General features: G+C 48.5%; 30 protein-coding genes and 1 tRNA gene. 27 read left to right on the plus strand and 4 right to left on the minus strand.

Annotated features, from left to right (window positions below; translation table 11 throughout):
• Positions 1-244: 244 nt before the first annotated feature.
• The 5 genes from NFS31_RS23450 to NFS31_RS23465 all read left to right on the plus strand — a co-directional run bounded on the left by NFS31_RS23450 (position 245) and on the right by NFS31_RS23465 (position 3,644).
• Positions 245-1,543 carry a phage tail tip lysozyme gene (locus NFS31_RS23450; RefSeq protein WP_251500663.1) on the plus strand — a complete coding sequence of 433 codons (1,299 nt, stop codon included), beginning with the start codon at positions 245-247 and terminating at the stop codon, positions 1,541-1,543.
• A gap of 152 nt (positions 1,544-1,695) precedes the next feature.
• On the plus strand, positions 1,696-1,827 hold the full coding sequence (locus tag NFS31_RS26950; RefSeq protein WP_275563927.1) for a hypothetical protein: 132 nt from the start codon (positions 1,696-1,698) through the stop codon (positions 1,825-1,827).
• A gap of 118 nt (positions 1,828-1,945) precedes the next feature.
• Positions 1,946-2,113: a helix-turn-helix domain-containing protein gene (locus tag NFS31_RS23455; RefSeq protein ID WP_251500665.1), complete on the plus strand. Its 168-nt coding sequence runs from the start codon at positions 1,946-1,948 to the stop codon at positions 2,111-2,113.
• A 99-nt stretch (positions 2,114-2,212) separates the two neighbouring features.
• Positions 2,213-3,274, plus strand: a complete 1,062-nt coding sequence (locus tag NFS31_RS23460) for an IS30 family transposase (protein ID WP_251500667.1) — start codon at positions 2,213-2,215, stop codon at positions 3,272-3,274.
• Between the two features lie 298 nt (positions 3,275-3,572).
• A tRNA-Gly gene (locus NFS31_RS23465) sits at positions 3,573-3,644 on the plus strand.
• Positions 3,645-3,661: 17 nt separating this feature from the next.
• On the opposite strand, the gene NFS31_RS23470 is transcribed toward NFS31_RS23465, so the two are convergent.
• From NFS31_RS23470 to NFS31_RS23485, 4 genes are all read right to left on the minus strand, one after another.
• The gene (locus NFS31_RS23470; protein WP_160228027.1) at positions 3,662-4,804 is read right to left on the minus strand and encodes a tyrosine-type recombinase/integrase; all 1,143 of its coding nucleotides are present in this window, start codon (positions 4,802-4,804) and stop codon (positions 3,662-3,664) included.
• A gap of 509 nt (positions 4,805-5,313) precedes the next feature.
• Entirely contained in the window at positions 5,314-6,795 is a 1,482-nt protein-coding gene (locus tag NFS31_RS23475) for an SNIPE associated domain-containing protein (protein WP_251500668.1), read from the minus strand.
• Between the two features lie 33 nt (positions 6,796-6,828).
• On the minus strand, positions 6,829-7,257 hold the full coding sequence (locus NFS31_RS23480) for an ImmA/IrrE family metallo-endopeptidase (protein WP_160228026.1): 429 nt from the start codon (positions 7,255-7,257) through the stop codon (positions 6,829-6,831).
• 5 nt (positions 7,258-7,262) lie between these two features.
• Positions 7,263-7,685 carry a helix-turn-helix domain-containing protein gene (locus tag NFS31_RS23485; protein ID WP_160228025.1) on the minus strand — a complete coding sequence of 141 codons (423 nt, stop codon included), beginning with the start codon at positions 7,683-7,685 and terminating at the stop codon, positions 7,263-7,265.
• Positions 7,686-7,897: 212 nt separating this feature from the next.
• On the opposite strand from NFS31_RS23485, the gene NFS31_RS23490 reads away from it, so the two are divergent.
• The 22 genes from NFS31_RS23490 (at position 7,898) to NFS31_RS23595 (ending at position 20,407) form a co-directional block, all read left to right on the plus strand.
• On the plus strand, positions 7,898-8,080 hold the full coding sequence (locus NFS31_RS23490; protein ID WP_160228024.1) for a helix-turn-helix transcriptional regulator: 183 nt from the start codon (positions 7,898-7,900) through the stop codon (positions 8,078-8,080).
• 55 nt (positions 8,081-8,135) lie between these two features.
• On the plus strand, positions 8,136-8,306 hold the full coding sequence (locus NFS31_RS23495; RefSeq protein WP_160228023.1) for a hypothetical protein: 171 nt from the start codon (positions 8,136-8,138) through the stop codon (positions 8,304-8,306).
• A gap of 510 nt (positions 8,307-8,816) precedes the next feature.
• Positions 8,817-9,272 (plus strand): hypothetical protein, encoded by a 456-nt coding sequence (locus NFS31_RS23500; RefSeq protein ID WP_160228022.1) that lies wholly within the window; start codon positions 8,817-8,819, stop codon positions 9,270-9,272.
• Positions 9,272-9,568, plus strand: coding sequence for a hypothetical protein (locus tag NFS31_RS23505; RefSeq protein WP_160228021.1), 297 nt, complete (start codon positions 9,272-9,274; stop codon positions 9,566-9,568). Before NFS31_RS23500 ends, NFS31_RS23505 begins: the two co-directional genes overlap by 1 nt.
• Before the next feature lie 255 nt (positions 9,569-9,823).
• Positions 9,824-10,222, plus strand: coding sequence for a hypothetical protein (locus tag NFS31_RS23510; protein WP_160228020.1), 399 nt, complete (start codon positions 9,824-9,826; stop codon positions 10,220-10,222).
• A gap of 6 nt (positions 10,223-10,228) precedes the next feature.
• On the plus strand, positions 10,229-10,486 hold the full coding sequence (locus tag NFS31_RS23515) for a hypothetical protein (protein WP_160228019.1): 258 nt from the start codon (positions 10,229-10,231) through the stop codon (positions 10,484-10,486).
• Positions 10,483-10,668 carry a hypothetical protein gene (locus NFS31_RS23520; RefSeq protein ID WP_160228018.1) on the plus strand — a complete coding sequence of 62 codons (186 nt, stop codon included), beginning with the start codon at positions 10,483-10,485 and terminating at the stop codon, positions 10,666-10,668. Before NFS31_RS23515 ends, NFS31_RS23520 begins: the two co-directional genes overlap by 4 nt.
• 29 nt (positions 10,669-10,697) lie before the next feature.
• Positions 10,698-10,889: a hypothetical protein gene (locus tag NFS31_RS23525; protein ID WP_160228017.1), complete on the plus strand. Its 192-nt coding sequence runs from the start codon at positions 10,698-10,700 to the stop codon at positions 10,887-10,889.
• Between the two features lie 119 nt (positions 10,890-11,008).
• Positions 11,009-12,160 carry an ATP-binding protein gene (locus NFS31_RS23530; protein ID WP_160228016.1) on the plus strand — a complete coding sequence of 384 codons (1,152 nt, stop codon included), beginning with the start codon at positions 11,009-11,011 and terminating at the stop codon, positions 12,158-12,160.
• A gap of 3 nt (positions 12,161-12,163) precedes the next feature.
• Positions 12,164-12,361 carry a hypothetical protein gene (locus tag NFS31_RS23535; protein ID WP_160228015.1) on the plus strand — a complete coding sequence of 66 codons (198 nt, stop codon included), beginning with the start codon at positions 12,164-12,166 and terminating at the stop codon, positions 12,359-12,361.
• Positions 12,340-12,507, plus strand: coding sequence for a hypothetical protein (locus tag NFS31_RS23540; protein WP_160228014.1), 168 nt, complete (start codon positions 12,340-12,342; stop codon positions 12,505-12,507). The genes NFS31_RS23535 and NFS31_RS23540 overlap by 22 nt, the downstream gene beginning before the upstream one ends.
• Positions 12,508-13,425: a hypothetical protein gene (locus tag NFS31_RS23545; RefSeq protein ID WP_251500669.1), complete on the plus strand. Its 918-nt coding sequence runs from the start codon at positions 12,508-12,510 to the stop codon at positions 13,423-13,425.
• A gap of 9 nt (positions 13,426-13,434) precedes the next feature.
• Positions 13,435-13,722, plus strand: coding sequence for a hypothetical protein (locus NFS31_RS23550; protein ID WP_160228013.1), 288 nt, complete (start codon positions 13,435-13,437; stop codon positions 13,720-13,722).
• A complete protein-coding gene (locus NFS31_RS23555; RefSeq protein ID WP_160228012.1) occupies positions 13,719-13,916 on the plus strand; it encodes a hypothetical protein in 198 nt (65 codons plus the stop codon). The genes NFS31_RS23550 and NFS31_RS23555 overlap by 4 nt, the downstream gene beginning before the upstream one ends.
• Complete coding sequence (locus NFS31_RS23560; RefSeq protein WP_160228011.1) at positions 13,907-14,644, plus strand: PD-(D/E)XK nuclease-like domain-containing protein; 738 nt, start codon at positions 13,907-13,909, stop codon at positions 14,642-14,644. The genes NFS31_RS23555 and NFS31_RS23560 overlap by 10 nt, the downstream gene beginning before the upstream one ends.
• Positions 14,645-14,678: 34 nt before the next feature.
• On the plus strand, positions 14,679-15,506 hold the full coding sequence (locus NFS31_RS23565; RefSeq protein WP_251500670.1) for a phage antirepressor KilAC domain-containing protein: 828 nt from the start codon (positions 14,679-14,681) through the stop codon (positions 15,504-15,506).
• Entirely contained in the window at positions 15,506-17,047 is a 1,542-nt protein-coding gene (locus tag NFS31_RS23570) for an ATP-binding protein (RefSeq protein WP_160228832.1), read from the plus strand. The genes NFS31_RS23565 and NFS31_RS23570 overlap by 1 nt, the downstream gene beginning before the upstream one ends.
• Before the next feature lie 81 nt (positions 17,048-17,128).
• Positions 17,129-17,557: a hypothetical protein gene (locus tag NFS31_RS23575; RefSeq protein WP_251500672.1), complete on the plus strand. Its 429-nt coding sequence runs from the start codon at positions 17,129-17,131 to the stop codon at positions 17,555-17,557.
• Between the two features lie 14 nt (positions 17,558-17,571).
• Positions 17,572-18,294 (plus strand): hypothetical protein, encoded by a 723-nt coding sequence (locus NFS31_RS23580; RefSeq protein ID WP_251500674.1) that lies wholly within the window; start codon positions 17,572-17,574, stop codon positions 18,292-18,294.
• A 267-nt stretch (positions 18,295-18,561) separates the two neighbouring features.
• Positions 18,562-19,452 (plus strand): P-loop NTPase family protein, encoded by an 891-nt coding sequence (locus NFS31_RS23585; RefSeq protein WP_251500675.1) that lies wholly within the window; start codon positions 18,562-18,564, stop codon positions 19,450-19,452.
• Positions 19,449-19,607, plus strand: a complete 159-nt coding sequence (locus NFS31_RS23590) for a hypothetical protein (protein ID WP_251500678.1) — start codon at positions 19,449-19,451, stop codon at positions 19,605-19,607. The genes NFS31_RS23585 and NFS31_RS23590 overlap by 4 nt, the downstream gene beginning before the upstream one ends.
• Entirely contained in the window at positions 19,604-20,407 is an 804-nt protein-coding gene (locus NFS31_RS23595) for a DNA adenine methylase (protein ID WP_251500681.1), read from the plus strand. Before NFS31_RS23590 ends, NFS31_RS23595 begins: the two co-directional genes overlap by 4 nt.
• The last annotated feature ends 170 nt before the right edge of the window (positions 20,408-20,577 follow it).

Consider the following 20,577-nt stretch of genomic DNA (forward strand, 5'->3'; position numbering starts at 1 on the left):
AGCATCTTTAAGAACATGGCGCTTTGCGGGCTGCCCGTTAAGAAAGTCTGGGCGACGGTGCGGGCGTTTCTGGGGAAGTACACGGACGAACTGCCAGACACGGACGAGCTGGACGGAAACAGCACCACGGGCAGCGTAGAGGGACACAGACAGCAGGAAAAATAATAAAACATAGACAGTATGCAGCAGGGCGCTTACGGGAAACCGTAGGCGCTTGTTTCATGCAGAAAGGACGGTAAAGACCATGAGGGAAATTAACAAGCTGATAAGCGGATATAATCACAATGCGGGCGACGTTTCCAGAATTAAGTATATTGTCATTCATTATACGGGCGCACTGGGGGACGCAAAGGCGAACTGCAATTACTTTGCAGGCGGCAACCGCAACGCCTCTGCGCACTACTTTGTAGGGTATGACGGGGCAATCTGGCAGAGCGTAGAGGATAAGAATATAGCGTGGCACTGCGGCGCTAAGAGCTATAAGCACGCAGAGTGCAGGAATATAAACAGTATCGGTATTGAGCTTTGCGTAAGGAAGAAAAGCACAGCCAACATGGGGGCGACAGATAAGGACTGGTATTTTGAGGACGCAACGGTAGAGGCTGCGGCAGAGCTGACACGGTACTTAATGGAAAAATACAACGTGCCTGCGTCGCACGTAATAAGGCATTACGACGTTACGGGGAAAATTTGCCCTAACCCATATGTATACAACACCACGGCGCACACATGGAACGAGTTTAAGCGGCTGATAAGCGGCGCTGCATCTGCGGGCGGCATGGTGCAGAACGGGAACACGGAAAAGGCAATCTGGGACTATCTGGCGGGCAAAGGATTAAACGCATACGCCGTGGCAGGCTTAATGGGCAATCTGTATGCGGAAAGCGGGCTTAATTCCTGCAATCTGCAAAACAGCTATAACAAGAGCCTTAATATGACAGATGCGCAGTATACGGCTGCCGTGGATAATGGCAGCTACGGCAATTTTGTAAAGGATAAGGCGGGCTACGGGCTGGCGCAGTGGACGTACCACACCAGAAAGCAGGCGTTACTTAACTATGCGAAAAAGGCGGGTGCATCTATCGGCAGTCTGGATATGCAGCTTGCCTTTTTGTGGGACGAGCTGCAAGGCTATAAATCCGTTATCAGCACATTAAAGGGCGCAAAGAGTGTGCGGGCTGCCTCTGATGCCGTGCTGCTGGGATTTGAAAAGCCAGCAGACCAGAGCGAGGGCGTACAGAAAAAGCGTGCAGAATACGGCGAGGCATATTACAAGAAATACGCAGGCGGGCAGCAGGCAGCAGTACCGCAGGAAAAGCCGCAGGCGGCGGCAGGCGTGCCGTTTAAGGTTAAAGTGGATATATTAGACCTTAATATCAGAACGGGCGCAGGGACAAACTACGCAAAGACGGGAGAGCATACGGGCAAGGGTGTATTTACCATTGTGGAAGTGAAAGCGGGCAAAGGGAGTACGGAAGGCTGGGGCAGGCTGAAAAGCGGCGCAGGCTGGATAAGTCTTGACTATGCCACACGCTTAGCGTAAGAAGAATGAGGGCAGGCGGCTTAAGGGCTGCTTACCCTCTTATTTTTTTGGAAATAAAAAAGTTGCTCAATGAGTACAAAAATGTTGACATATAGGCTCAATGGGTATATAATATATATTGTAACAAAGGTACAGCAGGAAAGGAGCTAAACATGGAGAATGAAGAAATGAGCAAAGCAGACTTAATAGCAATGTTGGTATCAATCAGAGAAGTAGCACGAACAAACGGAGAAACACATACAGTAGAACACATAGACAAAATACTTGAAGAAATCCGTAAGTAAGAAAAATTAAATAAAGGGACACACAAGGGCGGCAGCCTATAACATTCCTGCTAAGCCGCCCAAGTGCTTAATAGGATAATAGCAGGATAAAACGGGAAAGTCAAGGGAGCGTGGCGGCATGACGATAGAAGAGGCACGGAAAAAGCAGAAAATGAGCAGGAAAGAAATATCTGAATGGCTGGAAATACCATATAGGACGCTGACAAACTGGGAGAACGGGGAGCGGGCGTGTCCGCACTATATGGAAAAACTGATTGTAGAAAAAATATTAAGGGGCAAAGAATAAAAGAAAGCAAAGTAAATGAAGTATTGGCAATGAGCCGTAGACTTGTAAAAAGTTTGCGGCTTTTTCCTGCATATGGATAACAAAAGAGAGGTAGAAACAATGGCAAATAAAAAAGGCAGTCACCAGCTGACAAGGGCAGATAGGATAAAAATAGAGGCGCTGCTTAAAGAGGGCTTAAGCAAGGCGAAAATAGCAAAGCATCTGGGAGTACACCGCAGCACCATATATAATGAGCTGAAACGGGGAGAATACGAACACCGTAATAGTGACTGGACGACAGAAATAAGATACAGCCCAGACATAGCGCAGGAAAAGGCAGAGGAAAATTTAAAGGTAAGAGGCACACAGCTTAAAATAGGCAACGATATTGCATATGCAAATTACATAGAGGACAAGATAGTAAACGAGGATTACAGCCCAGCAGCAGTGCTGGGGGAGCTTAAGGCGCAGGGCAGAGAGGGGGAATTTAATACTACCGTCTGCGTGGCTACCCTTTACAGCTACATAGATAAGGGCGTTTTCCTTAAACTGACTAATAAGGATTTGCCAGTAAAGAAGAATAAAAAGCGGGGCTATAAGAAAGTACGCAAGCAGCAGGCACGGGCGGCAGCAGGCGACAGCATAGAAAAGCGCCCGGAAGAGATAGACCAGCGGGAAGAGTTCGGACACTGGGAAATGGATAGCGTGATAGGAAAGCGGGGAGTGTCTAAAAACGTGCTGCTGGTACTGACGGAAAGAAAGACACGGGACGAGCTTATATTTAAGCTGCCAGACCATACAGACGAGGCAGTAGTAGCGGCGCTGGATAAATTAGAGCGCAGATACGGTGCGGATATGTTTAGACAGATATTTAAGACAATCACGGTAGACAATGGCAGCGAGTTTGCCGACGTGAACGGCTTAGAGCGTTCTATACTGGAAGAGGGGGAAAAGAGGACACATTTATATTACTGCCACCCGTATAGCAGCTGGGAGCGTGGCACGAATGAGGTAACAAATAAAATGGTGCGCCGCAAAGTGCCAAAGGGTACAAACTTTGACGATAAGACCGACGAGGAAATAGAGAAAATAGAGGGCTGGATAAACGGCTACCCGCGCAGGATACATGGCTACCGTTCTGCTGGGGAGCTTTTCACAGAAGAGCTGGAAAAGCTGGCTTAATATCAGATACAGCGACTTTGAGAGGCTGGCAGCAGTGGCAGCCTTAAAACTGCGCCCATTCCAGCAAAAGGGAGTTTACAAGGCGGGCGCACTCTGGTATAGTGAGGGTAGCACATCTATTGTATTTCATTCTGTATAGTTAAATTCTACAAAATACCCACTACCCAATTAGTAAATATGCCGAAACTGAAAAAATGTTCAAAAAAAGGTTGAAATTTTTATATGGCAGAAATTTATATAAAAATCCCTTGCAATATCACAGATTATATGATAGTATAGATTGTGTTAGAGGTGTTTTGCACGAGTGGCTCAGTGGTGGAGTATCGCCTTGCCAAGGCGAGGGTCGCGGGTTCGAATCCCGTCTCGTGCTCTTTAAAAAGCCCGGATTTACTGGGCTTTTTTTATTTCGTGTTGTATTTCATGTTGCATGATATCCTCAAAGTAGTGGTCTATCATATCGTCTACTTTTTCCCTTTCCTCCGGAAATGTCTGCATATATATTTTTTTCATCACATTATCTGATTTCCATCCGCCGCGCTCCTGGGCATATTTATCCGGTATCCGGAGCAGGGCCATGACCGATGCGTTCAGATGGCGGAGATCATGGAATGTAATATGTTCCATACCGTGCTCATCCTGCAGACGGATCCAGCGGTGGTACAACGCGCGGCCGCTGATGGGGACAAGGACATCCCCTTCCACCTTCTCAATCAGGTTCATAATATATGGGGGGATACGGTGCCTCCGGTTCCTGGTGGGATTTTTCCCCTCTGTTTTGCGGACGGTTCCATTCCCCACATCCACAACAACCTCCCTGATTGTGATGTAATTGCCGGAAACAGATTTTGATTTGGTAAGCCCCCGTACCTCGGACATGGAAAAGCTGAGCCACATGGCGAGGAGGACGGGGAGTTCTATGTCTGTGCCCTGTATGATATCCAGTATCTTCCGGGCTGGCGGAAGCTCAACCGTGCGCAGCGCCGCTTTCGGCAGCTCGATCATGTCATAGTTGATCCCCGGGCGGTATTTGTGCAGGACAGCGCTTAACAGGCCCCATTCATTTTTCAGCCGTTTGGCGGAAATCGGTTTTTTCAGCTTTTGCCTGCCGTTGGATGGCCGCTTTGCTTCAATGCAGACGGCTTCCTGGAGGATCCCTTCATCGATGTCGGAAAGACGGGTGTCAAGCAGATCCTGGAACCCGTTTTTCTGGATGCATCTGTAATCCTGGATCGTTGTGGGGGAGCGTCCCAGGAGTTCGCGCGACTCAACATATTTGTCGATTGCCTCTGTCAGTGTCATATTGCCGTATTCCTGTTTTTTCTTTTTGGGTGCCTGGGATTTCTCCATCTGAAACTGCGCGGCCGCCAGCTCTGCTTCCCTGCGGCCTTTCGGGGATGGATCATCGCTGGTGAAGGATTCATATACACGTTTGTTTTTCCATTCCCCTGTTTTTGCGTCCCGGACTTTTTCCGTGTGGCTGTAAACCAGGCAGCGCCAGGATCCGGACGGCAGCTTTTTTGCTTTTGCCATTAGTACCATTCTCCTTTCTTGTTTGTCCGGCTGCGCAAGGCAGCCAAATTTTTGTATAAAAATAACGCCATACCTTTGACAGGAGGCGCTGGAGATGGTACAATTTTTTTGACTGTTAGATTGCATCATCTCTGGCGCACAGTCAGGGTATAGAATCTATGTAAGAACCGTTCCTGTTGGCGCAGGGGCGGTTTTTACATTTGACAAATCATTCAGTCTGACATATAATATGCTTAACAGGAGAACCGTTGGCCAGTGTACACCTGGCCGCCGGGAATCTAGGGCAAAAAATAGCGCCTTACTTTACCAGAGCAGGGGCGCTATTTTTTGCGTGTTGCGTAAATAACGACAGTTACAACAGCGCAAAGCATAATTACAAACTGGATTAGATCCGAATATGTAACCATAGCACCAGCCTCCTTTCTTTCGTCCGGCGGCTGACATAACACCCCAACGGTTCCCCGGTTAAGCATATTATATTGTCAAAGTTTGCTCCTGTGGATTTTGCATTAGCTCACAGGGGCGTTTATGCTCGTTGGTATATTTGCTTTCATTTTTAGACTAATGCGATATTGTTCAGCATCTGGTACATCTATAAACTCTACAGTTTTATCAAAATTCTTCTTAATTACTTCTTTGATTTCATCCAGCGTCACATTAAAAAATTCGCGACGCTGATTTACCATGTTAAGCTTTCGATTTTCAAAGGCCCTGTGTAAAGCAGCTTCCAATGCGGGGGCATCATCTGAAAAGATCATGGCATGTACATCAAAATTAAATGGAACAGATGCATCTCCAAGTTCATCAACACGATCTTGAGGGTCAAGACGCCTCGTCATACCGATTTTATAAACATTTTCACCAAACGCACCAATATTTGAGATAATATATACGTAGCCAGCTTTCATGTTGGCTTGCCTATAATCAATATCTGTCAATGCCTTGTCGATATCGGAAAGGCGATTTTCCAATTGTAACTTTTTATCTAAAAGATCAGGATCATCAGGGTGAATCTGTAGTTGCGATTGTATTTTTTCAAAAGCAGTTTGATAATGTGTTTGCTCCTTTTCAATTTTTCCTCTCTGCTCATCAAGTTCTTTTTGAATTTTTGCCTGTTCACGCTGTTCTGCCCTAGCTGCTTTTTGAGCTTCTTTTTCCTGTTGCTTTTTTGTTTGATATTCAAAGGCTAATCTCAGTTCCTTTACTTTGGCAGACAAATATTGCTGAGTAATTGCAATATCCATAATAGTACCAAGTTTTGAAATAGTTTCTGCTGATTTGTATATTTTGTCAAGAGATGCATCAAAATTAGTATATTTAACTTTCGATACCAATTCGTCACACTCACTATTAAAGGCACGTAGTAAAAGCTTTTGCGTGTCAGAAACCATTTTCTTCCCCTTGGAGGCACTTCCATTGACTTGCCAGTTAGTATTTCCTGTAACAGCCTGTTTATTTTTTATAAGCTCTTTTTGATTGGCACGTATTGCTGCAAGGGCTTCTTTATAATCCAGGGCAGAAGCAAAATCAAATTGAGGTTTGTATAATCCGAATTCTTGTACGAGGATTTCATCATCGAGCAAGACAACCTGCTTTTTCTTTTCTGCAATTTCCCTCTCTAATATATTTATATCACTTTTCTTATCTATAATGTCCTTCTCCAATATATATTTCTCAGCCTTCTTTTTTTGAATATCTTTTTCGGCTGCCTTTTTAGCGTTTTCAAGCTCCGATTTAGTGCTTATTTCTTCCGCATGCAAAGAATCGACAAGCTCTTGTAATTTATGGAGCTCTTGCATTTCAGGAGCAAATAATTCTTTTATATGGTTTACTTCTGTGGTTAGCTGCTCAAATTGGGAATAAAAAGCTTTTTCTTGTTTTAGTTTCAGAGCAAGTAAAACAATACCTAAAATCAATGGAATACCATAAGCAAACCAGAATAAAAATAGCAGGCAAATAAACCAAGTTTGTAGATACCATTTTTTCTCCAATACAATCCCCCTCTTTCGTATGTGTTTTAAATATTAATGCGAATTTAATCTTAAATTTATCAATCTTTGTTCATACCCTAATAATCTTGAAAACTGTTCTATGTCGTAGCTCTGATATTCTGCTAGTATATCATCCCCCACTAGAAGATCAATGGCAAAAGTGTCAGCTTCTTTTTCAAATCGGCTTGTATTAAAACCAGTTCTTGTGTCCATAAAAATGGCGTTGGCTTTTTTGTGCAGGAACATGTGCCCCATTTCATGCGCACACTCAAACATTTGCTCATGACGCGGCAGGTTTTCATCTATGTAAATGATATTGTTTCGCTTAAAATACTGGTAAAAGGCTCTGGTGTCAATCAGCGGAACGAATAGCAGTATGACATTTAATCCCCGGATAATTTCAAAGGGATTACGAGTCTGAAATTTTCTGGCCAGCTCGTCAGCCTTTTTCTTGATTGCCATAATAATCAACCCTTTTTATATTTTTTAGGCGTATATTTTTCCTTATTCCTTTTTTTCGCCATTTCCATCCCAATTTGCATAGCGGATAAAATAGAGTCTATCGCTTCCGGGCTGGCCGGTTTTCCGTCAAACATCAGACCTTCCTGGGACATGAGTTGTTCCCGGGTTTGATCCAGAATTTGGGTAATGTCACGCTTGTCTTTTGCTGTAAGAGCGAGTTCTTCCTTTTCAGAATCCTCCTTTCCAGTTGTCAAATAGTCAATAGTCACCCCAAGCAAATCTGCTATTTGCTGAAGCTTATCTATACTGGGCTTATTTTTATTAAATTTATTTATGGAACTCCTGGCAAACCCTAATTCTTGTTCTAGCTTATTTATAGAATACCCTTTGTTTTTAGCGATATCTCTAATTTGTTCATATAATCCCATATAATATACCTCAAAATTTTGCGCAAGAAATACTTGACATACGCAAAATCTTATGTATAATAGAGATATAAGTTACGCAAGATTTTGCGAATTATCAAATTTAAGTTGTATTCTTTTATTAGTTGGTGGTACTTCTGATTTTAGAATATTTTACGCAAAAAGTCAATAGGAAAATCTCAAAATTTTGCGTATTTAAAAAAGGAGGTGATTTTTTGCTTTATGACAAGGTTAAAGCAGTCTGCAAGCAACAGGGAGTGACCATTATGAAGCTTGAATCCGACCTTGGATTTCCCAGAAGCAGCATTTGTAAATGGAATGAAAATGAACCGGGAGTCAACAAGGTTAAGAAAGTCGCTGATTATCTAAAAGTTGATATCAATCAACTGATTTCGTAAAACAGGACGCGGGCTAGAAGGCGTTGCACATTGACAGCGGAATAGGAGGTGCGGAATGACCGGACTGCAAACCATAGCAATTGCAGCAGCTACAGGGTTTGTTGTTTCTGTAGTCTGCTGCCGGATATCAGCTTCAATTACTTTTAGGATTATTGACAGGTATGTTAAAGATATTGTCGATATGGCCATGGAATCAATCAGGGATGCATATTCCGGCAAATTTTAGGAAGGAGGCGTGAACGGTGTGGATTTCAAAATGACAGTGGCGAGCACTGGAGAACAGGGTGACTGACCTTGAAAAGAAGGTTCAGGATCAGTCACCTGAAAACATCGCTGCCGGGTTGAAGGAGTTGACAGATCGGTTTTGTGTACCATCTTCCCCGAAAGAGCCAGCCGCTACAAAATGAATCCGGGAATGCAAACAGCATCTTGAGAAACTATTTGAGATTTGAAGATTACCGGCACTGTCCGGAGAAAGGGGGAGGCTGTGAGGAAAAAGTCCTGGTTTGACTGTTTTTTGGACAGGTATCCACATTTCCCTCTGATAATATCAGTTATTTCATTGATTGTAGCAGTTATCACTTGTCTGCTTCGCCTTGGTATTTTTTAAAACGGATACTGTATAGCAAGGCTGATAATCAGAGAGATTATAGCGATAATAACAGGTAACTTACCTTTAAAGTAGTCCAAAACAGGAGACAGCGGCAGCAAAAGAGGCCCGGGAGGTACATAATCCATGAATAACAACAGTTTCACCGATATGGACTTACACTGTATTGCACGCCTGGTTCAAAGCTCGTTCCAGGCCCCGGAACAGAAAACAATCAACACGCTCCGGGGGCTCTACGGATGTATGTACTGCAAATATGCTTTTGAGTGTGTGCATGCGGTTCAGCAAAAGGGGGAGCCATTCCATTTCCAGAAAATATTAAAAAAGCTGGAAGAGATGACGGGCATCCGTGAATCATACAGCCCATGTACACCTGATGCGGACGAAATCGGCCGCAGATTTTTTCCGGGCTCGTACTATATAGAGCATCCGGAAATGGTTTCTGAGCTTGGAAAGGTTCATCCAGAGCGCATGATGGATGGCTTTAAAGCATCTCTGGAGAGACTTATAACCTGTTCAGGAGAAATACAAAAGACAGGGCAGACATTCCCGGAAAACAGCGTGAAGAAAGGACATGAGTAATGGAAAAACTTCCACAGGTAGTCATCCGGAACAAAGGCCGTGTCACAAAGGTCTTTGTGGACGGGGAGGAGTTAAAGGGCGTAAAAAGCGTAAAGTTTTCGCATGGCGCCCTGGATACGGAATTCCCCGTTGTAAACATTGAATTGCTGGCAGAGCAGCTCCGTCTGGAGACAGCGCAAATATTTGCCCTGCCGGAGGTGTACCACCCTTATTATGTTTCGTCAGATAAACTGGTTGAGCTGGGTATTCTGACGCAAAACCAGCTTGATGAATTGTTATGCAGGGGCCTGCTTTAATCCCCGGGAGGTGATAACAGAAGATATGGGCGAGGTAAGGGTTCAGTTTTCCATTGGAGGGAAACAACACATTCTATTCATAGAAAAGGGGCTGTTAAAAAGCAGATTTGCCCTTTTTGAATGCGGGAAAGGCAGTAACTTTATAGCCCCGATCCCAACAGAGGTTTCAACCGCTCCTCCCGGAGAATTGATTGATTTTCGGCTGGGAGAAATAAAACGCCGTTTCAGGCGTTGGAAAAAAAGGGAGGTGGAAAATTGATTTTTAAAGATATTTACAGGAAATTATCATCAATCAAAACAGAGGTTCAGGCTATAAGAGAGATACTGGAATACGAGAAAAATGTGCTGGCTGTATGGTCCTGGGATCCTATTGCCGCTTACTACAGATTAACGGTGATTCCACAAAAGCTGCCTGTTAGCAGTACAGCGATGACAGGAGGGGAGAGAGGACAGAAAACAGCTCCCCATAATGACGCGGAGACACAGAAAATCCTTGCCGTGAGGCTCAGAAGGCTCCAGGAACGATTATGGGATGTCCTGGAGACGGATCCCGGGAATGAAGAGGTTATACACAGTTTATCATCTTCCATGGATTCACTGATAAAAAGATATCATTCCATGGGCATTAACGCCGGGAAAACAGACGGGAGGTGACACAAGATGCCTAAAATAAGGCCGCCGGAATTTTTACGCCGCGCAGCTTATTCCAGATCCATTGTCTCACAAAAGATGATCGAGACGATGACGACGCCCCTCGCCGCCTCGAAAAGACTGGGAATTAGCTGCTCCGGTTTTTATAAGAAGCAGAAGCAGCCGGCGCTTTTCAGAGTAGGCGAGCTGGCAAGCCTGGCTGAGCTGACCGGGATGACGGATGAGGAGATTGTAGGGGTGGTGATGGGAAGGAGGGTTACAAAGTGAAGGACAACCTTGAAGTTATTGAATGCCCGCCCCAGCGCAATCTGCCGGATCACCCGATCGAAGCCCTGCGCCGGGAAAACGCCCAGGTGTGGGAGCTGGCATGGAGCATATGCAAACTTGCCATTGTGTTGGCATTGATTGCCAGGATTGCGACGGGCGTATTGCTCACAACGCTGTATTGAGAAATAAAAAACGATGGAGGTAAATAAACATGCTGGCTGTTAAAAGCTGTAAAAGCATAGCGGAATATGCCATCCGCCGCTGGATGTGCGAAAAGGGATTCGAGGGCGGATGTTTTTCCGTGAAGATGACCGGGAACGAGGGTTTGCTGAAGGATCAGAACGGCGACACGCTGACGCTTGTATACGACGGGAAAGAAAAATGTGTATACATAAAGGAATGATTGATACACGCCGCCTTTTTTATCACACTGAAAAATGCCCCGGAGAGACGCAAACTCTCCTTTTGGGGCATACAAAATTAAACATGTACAGATTGTAGCAGATAATGGAGGAAAAATCAATGGGTAAAAATATACCGGCTCCACAGGAAAAGTGTTATGAGCTTAGTCTCACGCCGGATTATGTGTCAGACTGGACATTTAATGACGCGATCCGCGAGCTGATCCAGAACGGCACGGATCAGGAAGCTTTAGATAAAGGCAATGTGTTCAGCCTTGACTACGATGAGGATCAGGAGGTTCTCAGGCTGAAAAACACAAAATCGTCCCTCAAAATCAATACCCTCCTGCTCGGGCGCAGCAGCAAGGCCGATAATGAGGATACGGTCGGCAAATTTGGCGAGGGGTATAAAATTGCCGCCCTGGTGCTGAACAGGCTTGGAAAGACATTTACCATCTATAACAACGAAAAAGGGGAGGTATGGAAATCCCGGTTTAAGAATTCTGAAAAGTGGCTTGAAAAAATCCTTGCTTTTTACATAAGCAGGCCGGGCGCAGCCTCCCATGGTTTATGCATTGAGGTTGGGAACGTCTCCCCGGCCGAGTATGCCGGCTTATACGACATCTGGCTTGGGATGCATGATCCTGGCTATGAAAATGTCGCGACACAGTACGGTGAAATCCTCACCGGGGAAGAATATGCCGGCCGGGTATTTGTAAACAGACTGTTTGTTGACTGTAACAGCGATTTAAAGTTTGGCTACAATTTCAAGCCCAGGTACATAACCCTGGAGCGCGACAGGAAAACATGCGACTCATGGAACGTTGAGGATATCACCTCCAAAATGATCGCGGAGGGGATGGTAAGCGGCGGCATCCCAATCGAAACCGTCCGGCGGATGGTAGAGTCAAACTGTGATGATGTATACCATCTGAAATATAACACTTGTATTGGGGATGTGAAAGAAGTCCGGCGGATGCTCATCCGTTCGTTTGACGAACAGAACCCAAACCCGTTTTCTGTCCCCGTGGGAAGCGAGGAGGAGAGGAAGAAAGTAAAGGCTTACGGCGGGAACCCGGTTGTTGTGCCTTACCGGGTGGCGGAGCTTCTGAAGGAGGAAACAGAGAGGCGGTTTGAAGAGCTTGTAAAAGCCCCCTGCAGTTGCAGCCTGACCTTAAAGGAAAGGTTTTTAAGGTGGCATGGCGCTTATTCCGGCAGCCTGCCGGAAGCCGCTGGAAACGAGCTGAAACAGCTTATTGACGAACTGGAGTAAACCATGGGCGGCTATAGAGGCATCGGCCCGGAGGCCGGGACATTTGTCCCCAAAGAAAAAGCTTTTGATTACGCTTTGGGGCGCTGCCTTTCCGGCCTTCCGGACGAGCGGGAGGAATTCCGGGAAATGCTGGTGGAGTGGTATTATTCCGGGAACTGGATTGAGGAGGATCAGATTAATTGCAGCAGAGGATCGAGGTAATCGCATCGGCCATCACGAAAGAGGAGCAGCTTGAGATTGCAAGGCTGCTCATAAAGGCCGGGTATACGGTAAGTATTACCGCGGGGAAAGCGGTGAACGGCAAAGGGAAACGTTATATCAATTATGAGAGGACGGAGGAAAGCTAAATGCAGGAAATAGAAAACATTTACAGGAACATGGACATGCCGGCGCAGCGCAATGCGGCTACAGAAATGGCGGCAAGCCGCCAGATGCAGGAAGTCCAGGGGCAGATTATCATGGCAAAAAAATTCCCCCGGGATGTAATCGCGGCGCGCAACCGTATTCTGACAGCGTGCCAGCGTAAAAGACTGGCGGAGCAGGCAGAGTATGAATATACGAGGGGGGATTCCAAAGTCACAGGCGTATCGATCCGCCTTGCGGAGGCGATGGCGCAGAACTGGGGTAACATGGATTTTGGGTTTGTAGAGCTGGAACAGCGCGGCGGGGAAAGCCAGGTAATGGCATATGCGTGGGATTTGGAAACAAATACCCGGCAGACAAAGATTTTCAGCGTCCCGCATATCAGGGAGACAAAGAAAGGGAATTACCCTTTAACAAAACCGCGTGACATCTATGAGCAGGTGGCGAACCAGGCAGCCAGGCGCGTAAGGGCGTGTATCCTGGGGATTATTCCGGGCGATATTGTGGAAGAAGCTGTGGAGCAATGCCATAAAACCCTGGTTGACGGCGAGGAGACGCCCCTTGTCGATCTAATAAAAGGCGCTGTCAGGACAGCGGAAAAGGATTACCAGGTACCCCAGGAAAGTCTTGAAAAATATATTGGGTGCAAGGCAGAGGCATTTTCGATGAATGACCTCATCCGTCTGAAAAAGGTGTTTAATTCTATCAAAGACGGCATGGCAAAGCGTGAGGAAATTTTTGAGCTGCCGGGCATGGATGGTGAGGATCCGGAGATTAAAAATCCCTATGAAGATAAGAAAAAAGGGAGAGGAAAAAAACAGGATGGCAAGTCTGTCCCTGAAACGCATCCACAGCCGGATCCGGCGCAGGCTGACATCCCGCAGGACGGGCCGTTTGCATAAGGAGGGGCCATGGATACCAGGGAGGTTATAAAAGGTATTTTAATGGGCCTGGACGCATCGCAGAAATTAGGGGAGGAGCTGAGAGGCATACTGTGTTCCGACGATCTTCCGGCATTTTACCGGATAGAATCCCCGCTGATTGATGCGTTAATGGCAATCATCTGCCCACAGGAAAATGACTTCCGCAGCGACCGTGCGCTTGATATCTCCATGGATTATGAAATAAATGTGGAAGAACGCGCTGATATGCTGATGGGACTCCGGGAAGAGGTAAGCGGGGGTGAAAGGTCTGCATGAAAAAGTATGAAGTGGTATACGCTGCTTTCCGGAAGGTAGTGTTTGAAGCCGGATCGCAGGAAGAAGCGGAGCTGGCAGCGGCGGCAATGGAAGACGATGAGCTCGAAAGAAACAGCAGCTTTTCAGGGTACAGTATCTGGGCCGGGCCGTCTCCCTTATCCGCCGGGGGACAGGGGGGATGCAGATGGAGCTGACACAGGATAATTATTATGGGCAGGCTGCTAATGAACACTATTTCAGTGTTTCGCAGTACAAAGATTTCATGAAATGCGAGGCCGCCGCCCTTGCTCGGATCCGGGGGGAATATAACCCTCCCCCCACAAGGGCCATGCTTGTAGGGAGCTTTGTGGACAGCTATTTTGAAGGGACGCTGGAGGCTTTCAAGCGTGGGAACCCGGCTGTCTTTACCCGCAGGAAAGAACTGAGAGCCGAATTCCGCAAGGCGGATGAGATTATCAGCAGGGTAAAGAAAGATCCCCTGTTTATGCAGTTTATGAGTGGGGAAAAACAGAAGATCCTCACCTTTGGGATGTTCGGCGCGCCGTGGAAAATGAAGATGGACAGCTTTTCAGAAGGGATCTGTATCACCGATTTAAAGGTGGTGGCAAACTTCCGGAACCTTCCCCTGTGGCGGTATGACCTGCAGGGGGCCGTCTACCAGAAGGGCGCTGAGATATGCGGGTATGGGCAGCTCCCGTTTTACCTGGCGGCGGTTACAAAGGAACGGATCCCGGATCTGGACATCTTCCAGATCCCGCAGGCGACGCTTGACATGGCGCTCCAGGAGATTGGGCGGAATATGCCGCGGTTTATCGCTGTAAAGAATGGCTCGGAAAAACCGGACTGCTGCGGTGTGTGCGACTACTGTAAGAGCGTAAAGAGGGCGGGGATTAGAAATTATAATACGCTGTTGGAAGGATAACGGGACAGCTTTTCACAGATGGGAGGAAAACTTATTGAAAGAATTACAGATTGTAAATATTAAGGGGATCGACTGCTATGAGCAGGACGGGATCGTTTATTTAAGGCTGGAGGCGGTAGCCAGGGGACTTGATATCACAAAAACAGATAAAAAGAACGGGGTGGAATATAAACGGATGAACCGCCAGGGCATCCAGAAGTGGCTGTATTCTTTCGGAATTTTAAATTCCGAAAATGATGAACTGCCTGATTTCATCCCCGAAAACATCTTTTACCGCCTTGCGATGAAAGCCCGGAACGAAACCGCGGAGAAATTCCAGGCCATGGTAGCGGATGAGATCATCCCCTCCATCCGCAGGCACGGCGCATATATGACAGAGGACACGCTCCGGAAAGCCCTCAACTCCCCTGATTTCCTCATCCGGCTGGCCACAAAGCTGAAGGACGAACAGGAGCGGAACAGGGCCCTGGAGGGAAAGCTTGAAGAGCTGGAATCATCTGTCCGGACCATGGACCGGGTGATCGGGGAACTGGCCCCGAAAGCAAACTATGTTGATATTATCCTGAAAAGCAGCTCCACTGTCCTCATAACGCAGATTGCACAGGATTATGGGATGTCGGCAAAAGCGCTGAACCGGAAGCTGGCGGAGCTGCGCATCCAGCGCAGGGTGGGAAGACAGTGGATTCTTTACGCAGAGTACCAGGGCAAGGGATATGTACACAGCAAAACGATTGATATTGTCCATTCAAATGGCCGGCCGGATGTGATGATGCAGACGGAATGGACGCAGAAAGGACGGCTGTTCCTGTATGAGGAACTGAAAAAACATGGGATTTACCCAATGATAGAGAGGGCGGCATAATGAAACTGATTAAAATTTACACAGGACACGTCCAGTTAAGGACGGACGACGAAGAATTCCGCGATATCCGTATCAACGATCTGCTGTCGGTATCGGACGGCGATGTGGAGCTGGTGGCATCCGTTGACTGCCTTATCAATACCGATGTGGAAGACGGGATCGGCGGGGATGATTTCATCGCTGAACTTCCGGGAATGAAAACGCTTGACTGCAGCATTATCGGGAGCGTGAGGGAAGGGAGGTTTGTGAAAGCCATTGACCGTTACCCCCCTGCCGACGTTGTGATCACACGGATTGACAACCAAAAGTTTTCTTACATGCTGGGCGGAGATTTTACAAAGGGCTTTTATATCGGCGATTATGTGGGGCATGACACGCCGGCTTATATAGACGGGAATAAGCTCTACCAGCGCCATTCCTGCATCGTCGGGAATACCGGCTCCGGCAAGTCGGAAACCCTGGCAAAGATTCTGGAGGAGACTTCCCGCCTGCCGGGCGCGAACCTCATCCTGTTTGATATCCACGGGGAATACGGGAAGCTCTCCTATGTGGACAATATCCGTCTGGGGCCGGATTTCCCGTTCCCGCTGTGGCTCCTCGGGTTCCAGGATGTAGTTGCCAATCTGTTCCGGGTAAAGGAGGAGTCGGCGACGGTTGTTTCATCGGCGCTGCGCAAATGCTTTAAAAAGCTGTGCCCAGATGCAGATGAAGGGAAGCCCCATTACTTTGACTTCAATGAATTGAGGGGGGAGATTGCTTCCCTGAATGATTCGGTCGTCATTACCGGCTACACCAAAGAAGGGACCCCAAAGACGGCAAAAGGGGAGTATAACGGCAAACTGACCGGTATTTTAAACCTGATGAAGAACCTGTCCTCTGATAAGCGCTATTCCTTCCTTTTCAGCAGGGAAGGCCAGGAATACCTCCCCCTTCTGATCAACCGCATGATGGGAGGGAATAAACCGGTGAAAAACATTGACCTCTCCGGCGTGCCGCATGATGTCGCCATCCCCATTATCGGGGCAGTTACAAAGCTGGTATTTGACATCCAGCGGAGGACAGGCCCGGACTTCCGGCCCATTACGCTGGTGTGCGACGAGGCCCATGTCTACATACCGGATAATTATCAGCTCTCGGCCTCAGAAAGGCGCATGGTGGAGGTTTTTGAGGGCATAGCAAAAGAGGGGCGCAAGTTTGGCATCACGCTGTTTGTGGCTTCCCAACGTCCATCCGAACTCAATAAAACCATCATGGCACAGTGCGCAGGCTTTATTGTCGGGAAACTGAACAATGAGAACGACAAGTCCATGATCAAGGGCCTGCTCCCGGAGGGGAATGAAAGCGTGGTTGACAGCGCGTCCATGTTTTCCCCGGGCGATGTGCTGGTGGTCGGGGACACCGCCCCGATCCCCTTAAAAATCCATGTGGAGCTCGCAAAGGAACGGCCGCAGTCCAGAACTATTGATTTCTGGGATGAATGGGGCAGGAGGGGACGGGCGCAGGATTACTCGGGACTGGTAGAAAAATATCTGGATGAATAGCCCTCTATGGTTAATATATCACACTGGCCATTGATGGATAAATGATGAGGCCCGGCATGGATGCGGGCCGGAAAGGAGCATATGGAACGATTATCGTTAGATGAGCTGACAGGCGGCGCGCTGCAGGAAAAATTCGGCCGCGCCATGGAAACCGTTGTCCGGAACATGCAGGATCCGAACACGCCCTGGAAAGTCAAACGGGCCATCACGATCCGGCTGACTTTCCAGCAGAACGAAGACCGCGACGACGCCACGGTGTGCGTCTCTGTGGACACGAAAACCGCCCCTGTCAAGCCGATTGAGACACGCATGGCGATCGGTACGGACCTGGGCACGGGGGACGTGTACGCAGAGGAATACGGCAGCCAGGTACGCGGGCAGATGGCATTTTCATCCAGCCCGGCAGACCCGTCCGAACTGTTAATTGACGGGAAGCCTGTGGATCCGGAGACGGGGGAGATTAAAGAAACAGAAAATGTCCTGGATTTCAGGGCGGCAAAAAAAGCATGAGGAGGAGAACAGGAATGGATATGACAAAGGATGCGTTACAGTATGTGGTTGGCCTTAAGAATGCCGAGGTTATTACTATCAATGGGGAGAATTACACGGACCGTCAGGTCAGCAGGGTGGATCGGGGGCTGCGGGCCGATCCGGTTAAGATGCATACGCTGACTGGCCTTGTTGATTACTTAAAGGCCGGGATTGATAAGACGGCGGAAAAGATGCTGGTGCAGGTGGTATCCCCTGTTTCGGTCCGTGTGATCTCCATGCTGGATGAAGACAGGAAGCGCGAGGAGCTGGCTCAGGCGACGGCCTCGGTCCCGGATTTTGATTATGGCCGGTACATAGAGCAGGAAAAATTCCTCATTTCCCTCCAGGCAAAATTCCTGCCGAATGACGACAGGGAGCTCCTCCTGAAATTTGCCGGGACGGTAAAAAATGAGTCCATCGCACAGTACGGGGATAATGGCGTTACCCAGAAGGCGACGATTAAAACCGGCATTTCCACCGTCGGGGACGCCATCGTCCCGAACCCTGTCATTTTGCGGCCGTTCCGTACATTTACAGAGGTGACGCAGCCCGAAAGCAGTTTTGTATTCCGGATGCGCCAGGGCGACAAAGGCGGCGTTGAGTGCGCTGTGTTTGAGGCGGATGGAGGCGCCTGGCAGAATGCGGCCATGGCAAACATAAGGGACTGGCTGCGCGATTGCCTTGCGGGGATGCCGAAATATACGGTTATCGCATAAACCGCTTTTTGGGGAAGGGCTGCCCGGACGGGAGGTTACAGCCCTCCCCTCCCAGGAACGGGGCGTTACAGTTATGTTATCACAATATGACACCGCTATATCCGCCGAATGGCGGGAGGTATGCAGGCAGGTGAAACAGGGGATTAAAAGGCTCGGGCATGATATTCCCCTCTGCGCGCACAGCGGCGTGGATGAATTAAGGGAGATGCGGGAAAACAGGAAGGCGGCAGACAACGGATAAGGCAGGCGCAAAAGGAAGGGTTGGTGATGGGCTGTATGAATTATATAGGGGCGCTGAATGCATTTTATGAAAGGATCCAGTGCATCCGGGTTTCCGGTAACGGACAGTTGCTTTACCATACCCTTTTGATGGTAAACAACAAATCGGGCTGGTCAGAGTGGTTTTCAAGGACAAACGCAGGCATCTGTGGGCTTATGAATGTGAGTGAAAAGGCGTTTATGAACGCCAGGGAAGAGCTTAAGCAGCTTGGCCTGATTGATTTCATCCCATCCAGAAAGCGGGGAGAATGCACGAAGTACCGTATTTTGTACCCAACAGATTACAGTACAAACGACAGTACAAAAGAGGGTACAAAGGGACGTACAAAAGAAGTACAAAGTACAGTACAAAATACAGCACAAAGTACAGTACAAAGGACAGCACAAACGACAGTACAAAGTGCAGACATAAATAAACTAAAACTAAAAACTAAAAAGAGTATGTCTGAAGACATACCAGAAAAGCCGCCGGAACCACCAAAATACGGGGCCGGTTCCTTTGAGCTGCGCTGCGTAGACCGTCTGGCTGGTTCCCTGAAGCAGCAGTACCCCAGGGCAAAGACGCCTGAAACGGAGGCGGAGAGGGAGAAGTGGGCGGATGAGATTGGCCGCATGAAGCGGCTGGATAAGCGCAGCGAGGCGGAGATCCTGGAGGCGCTGGAGTATGCGGTGGCAGACCCGTTCTGGCAATGCAATATCCGGAGCACGAAAAAGCTGCGCGAAAAGTGTGAAACGCTGATCCTCCAGGCGAGGGGGAGGAAGGGGCGGCAGGGGAAAGCCCCGCCCCCAAACCGGTTCCATAACCTGGAACCACACGGCTACGACTATGATGCGATGGTCTGGGACATGATGGGCAGGAAGGAGGCCAGAGACGGATGACGGGGATAGAAACAAGGTATCTTGCCCAGCTTAAGAACCTGCTCGCTGAATGCCGTCACATGGCGGCGTATGGGGAGGCGATCTGGGCGCGGGATACAGAGGCGCTTGTATGGGCCATCAGGCAGCTTGGCGGGGAGGAGGCCGGGGAGGAATGAAGACATTGCTGCAATACCCGGGAGGGAAAAAACGGCTCGCCTCCTGGATCGTGTCCCGGATGCCGGGACATCACAGCTACCTGGAGCCGTATTTCGGCGGCGGGGCGGTGTTGTTTGCAAAGCCCGCGGCGCCCATTGAAACCGTGAATGACCTGGATGGGGATGTGGTGAATTTCTTCCGGGTAATCCGGGATGAGGAGAGCCGGGGGAAGCTCGTGGACTGGCTGCGGTATACACCCTATGCCCGGGAGGCGTATGAGGAGAGTTTTAAGCAGTCGCCGCGGGATGCGGTTGAGCGCGCCGGGTATTTTGCAGTCCGGTCCATGCAGAGCCACGGGTTCCGTCTGAACGAAGACTGCGGGTGGAAAAAGGATGTCCACGGCCGGGGAGCGGCCTATGCGCTCCATAGCTGGAACCGTCTCCCGGAATCACTCGGGGAGATGGCCGGCCGGCTTAAGCAGGTACAGATCGAAAACAGGCCGGCGCTGGAGCTGATAAAAGCATTTAACCACGATAATGTGCTGATATATGCCGATCCGCCTTATGTGCTTTCTACCCGAAGCCGGAGACAGTACCGGTATGAGATGACAGATGGGGAGCACAGGGAACTGCTGGAGGCGTTATGCCGCAGCCGGGCGAAGGTAATGCTGTCAGGCTATGACTGCGAGCTGTACAGGGAGTACCTGGGCGGGTGGCGGAAAGTACAGACGACGGCGAGGACACAGGGCAATGCGGAGAGGATGGAAACACTGTGGATGAATTTTGAGCAGACAGATCAGCAGATGAGTCTGGACGTATGAGGAGAGGATTGGGGACAAATGACAGACGGATTGTCTGAAGGGCTGACAGACGGGAAAAACCGCTATGTGGATCTGGCCGTACACTGCATAGGGCTTGACAGGAAGCGGCCATATGCCCGGCATAACAAAAGGTTTTACAGGCCGTACCGCAACTATTTTGCATCCGGGAG

It is taken from the genome of Otoolea muris, assembly GCF_943193115.1.
GTDB classification, from domain to species: domain Bacteria; phylum Bacillota; class Clostridia; order Lachnospirales; family Lachnospiraceae; genus Otoolea; species Otoolea muris.

What these genes read in the sequence shown, in the direction of transcription:
- NFS31_RS23450 (WP_251500663.1), top strand. Translation starts at nt 245, where the DNA reads ATGAGGGAAATTAACAAGCTGATAAGCGGATATAATCACAATGCGGGC.
- NFS31_RS26950 (WP_275563927.1), top strand. Translation starts at nt 1,696, where the DNA reads ATGGAGAATGAAGAAATGAGCAAAGCAGACTTAATAGCAATGTTGGTA.
- NFS31_RS23455 (WP_251500665.1), top strand. Translation starts at nt 1,946, where the DNA reads ATGACGATAGAAGAGGCACGGAAAAAGCAGAAAATGAGCAGGAAAGAA.
- NFS31_RS23460 (WP_251500667.1), top strand. Translation starts at nt 2,213, where the DNA reads ATGGCAAATAAAAAAGGCAGTCACCAGCTGACAAGGGCAGATAGGATA.
- NFS31_RS23470 (WP_160228027.1), bottom strand. Translation starts at nt 4,804, where the DNA reads ATGGCAAAAGCAAAAAAGCTGCCGTCCGGATCCTGGCGCTGCCTGGTT.
- NFS31_RS23480 (WP_160228026.1), bottom strand. Translation starts at nt 7,257, where the DNA reads ATGGCAATCAAGAAAAAGGCTGACGAGCTGGCCAGAAAATTTCAGACT.
- NFS31_RS23485 (WP_160228025.1), bottom strand. Translation starts at nt 7,685, where the DNA reads ATGGGATTATATGAACAAATTAGAGATATCGCTAAAAACAAAGGGTAT.
- NFS31_RS23495 (WP_160228023.1), top strand. Translation starts at nt 8,136, where the DNA reads ATGACCGGACTGCAAACCATAGCAATTGCAGCAGCTACAGGGTTTGTT.
- NFS31_RS23500 (WP_160228022.1), top strand. Translation starts at nt 8,817, where the DNA reads ATGAATAACAACAGTTTCACCGATATGGACTTACACTGTATTGCACGC.
- NFS31_RS23505 (WP_160228021.1), top strand. Translation starts at nt 9,272, where the DNA reads ATGGAAAAACTTCCACAGGTAGTCATCCGGAACAAAGGCCGTGTCACA.
- NFS31_RS23515 (WP_160228019.1), top strand. Translation starts at nt 10,229, where the DNA reads ATGCCTAAAATAAGGCCGCCGGAATTTTTACGCCGCGCAGCTTATTCC.
- NFS31_RS23525 (WP_160228017.1), top strand. Translation starts at nt 10,698, where the DNA reads ATGCTGGCTGTTAAAAGCTGTAAAAGCATAGCGGAATATGCCATCCGC.
- NFS31_RS23530 (WP_160228016.1), top strand. Translation starts at nt 11,009, where the DNA reads ATGGGTAAAAATATACCGGCTCCACAGGAAAAGTGTTATGAGCTTAGT.
- NFS31_RS23535 (WP_160228015.1), top strand. Translation starts at nt 12,164, where the DNA reads ATGGGCGGCTATAGAGGCATCGGCCCGGAGGCCGGGACATTTGTCCCC.
- NFS31_RS23545 (WP_251500669.1), top strand. Translation starts at nt 12,508, where the DNA reads ATGCAGGAAATAGAAAACATTTACAGGAACATGGACATGCCGGCGCAG.
- NFS31_RS23550 (WP_160228013.1), top strand. Translation starts at nt 13,435, where the DNA reads ATGGATACCAGGGAGGTTATAAAAGGTATTTTAATGGGCCTGGACGCA.
- NFS31_RS23555 (WP_160228012.1), top strand. Translation starts at nt 13,719, where the DNA reads ATGAAAAAGTATGAAGTGGTATACGCTGCTTTCCGGAAGGTAGTGTTT.
- NFS31_RS23560 (WP_160228011.1), top strand. Translation starts at nt 13,907, where the DNA reads ATGGAGCTGACACAGGATAATTATTATGGGCAGGCTGCTAATGAACAC.
- NFS31_RS23570 (WP_160228832.1), top strand. Translation starts at nt 15,506, where the DNA reads ATGAAACTGATTAAAATTTACACAGGACACGTCCAGTTAAGGACGGAC.
- NFS31_RS23575 (WP_251500672.1), top strand. Translation starts at nt 17,129, where the DNA reads ATGGAACGATTATCGTTAGATGAGCTGACAGGCGGCGCGCTGCAGGAA.
- NFS31_RS23580 (WP_251500674.1), top strand. Translation starts at nt 17,572, where the DNA reads ATGGATATGACAAAGGATGCGTTACAGTATGTGGTTGGCCTTAAGAAT.
- NFS31_RS23585 (WP_251500675.1), top strand. Translation starts at nt 18,562, where the DNA reads ATGGGCTGTATGAATTATATAGGGGCGCTGAATGCATTTTATGAAAGG.
- NFS31_RS23590 (WP_251500678.1), top strand. Translation starts at nt 19,449, where the DNA reads ATGACGGGGATAGAAACAAGGTATCTTGCCCAGCTTAAGAACCTGCTC.
- NFS31_RS23595 (WP_251500681.1), top strand. Translation starts at nt 19,604, where the DNA reads ATGAAGACATTGCTGCAATACCCGGGAGGGAAAAAACGGCTCGCCTCC.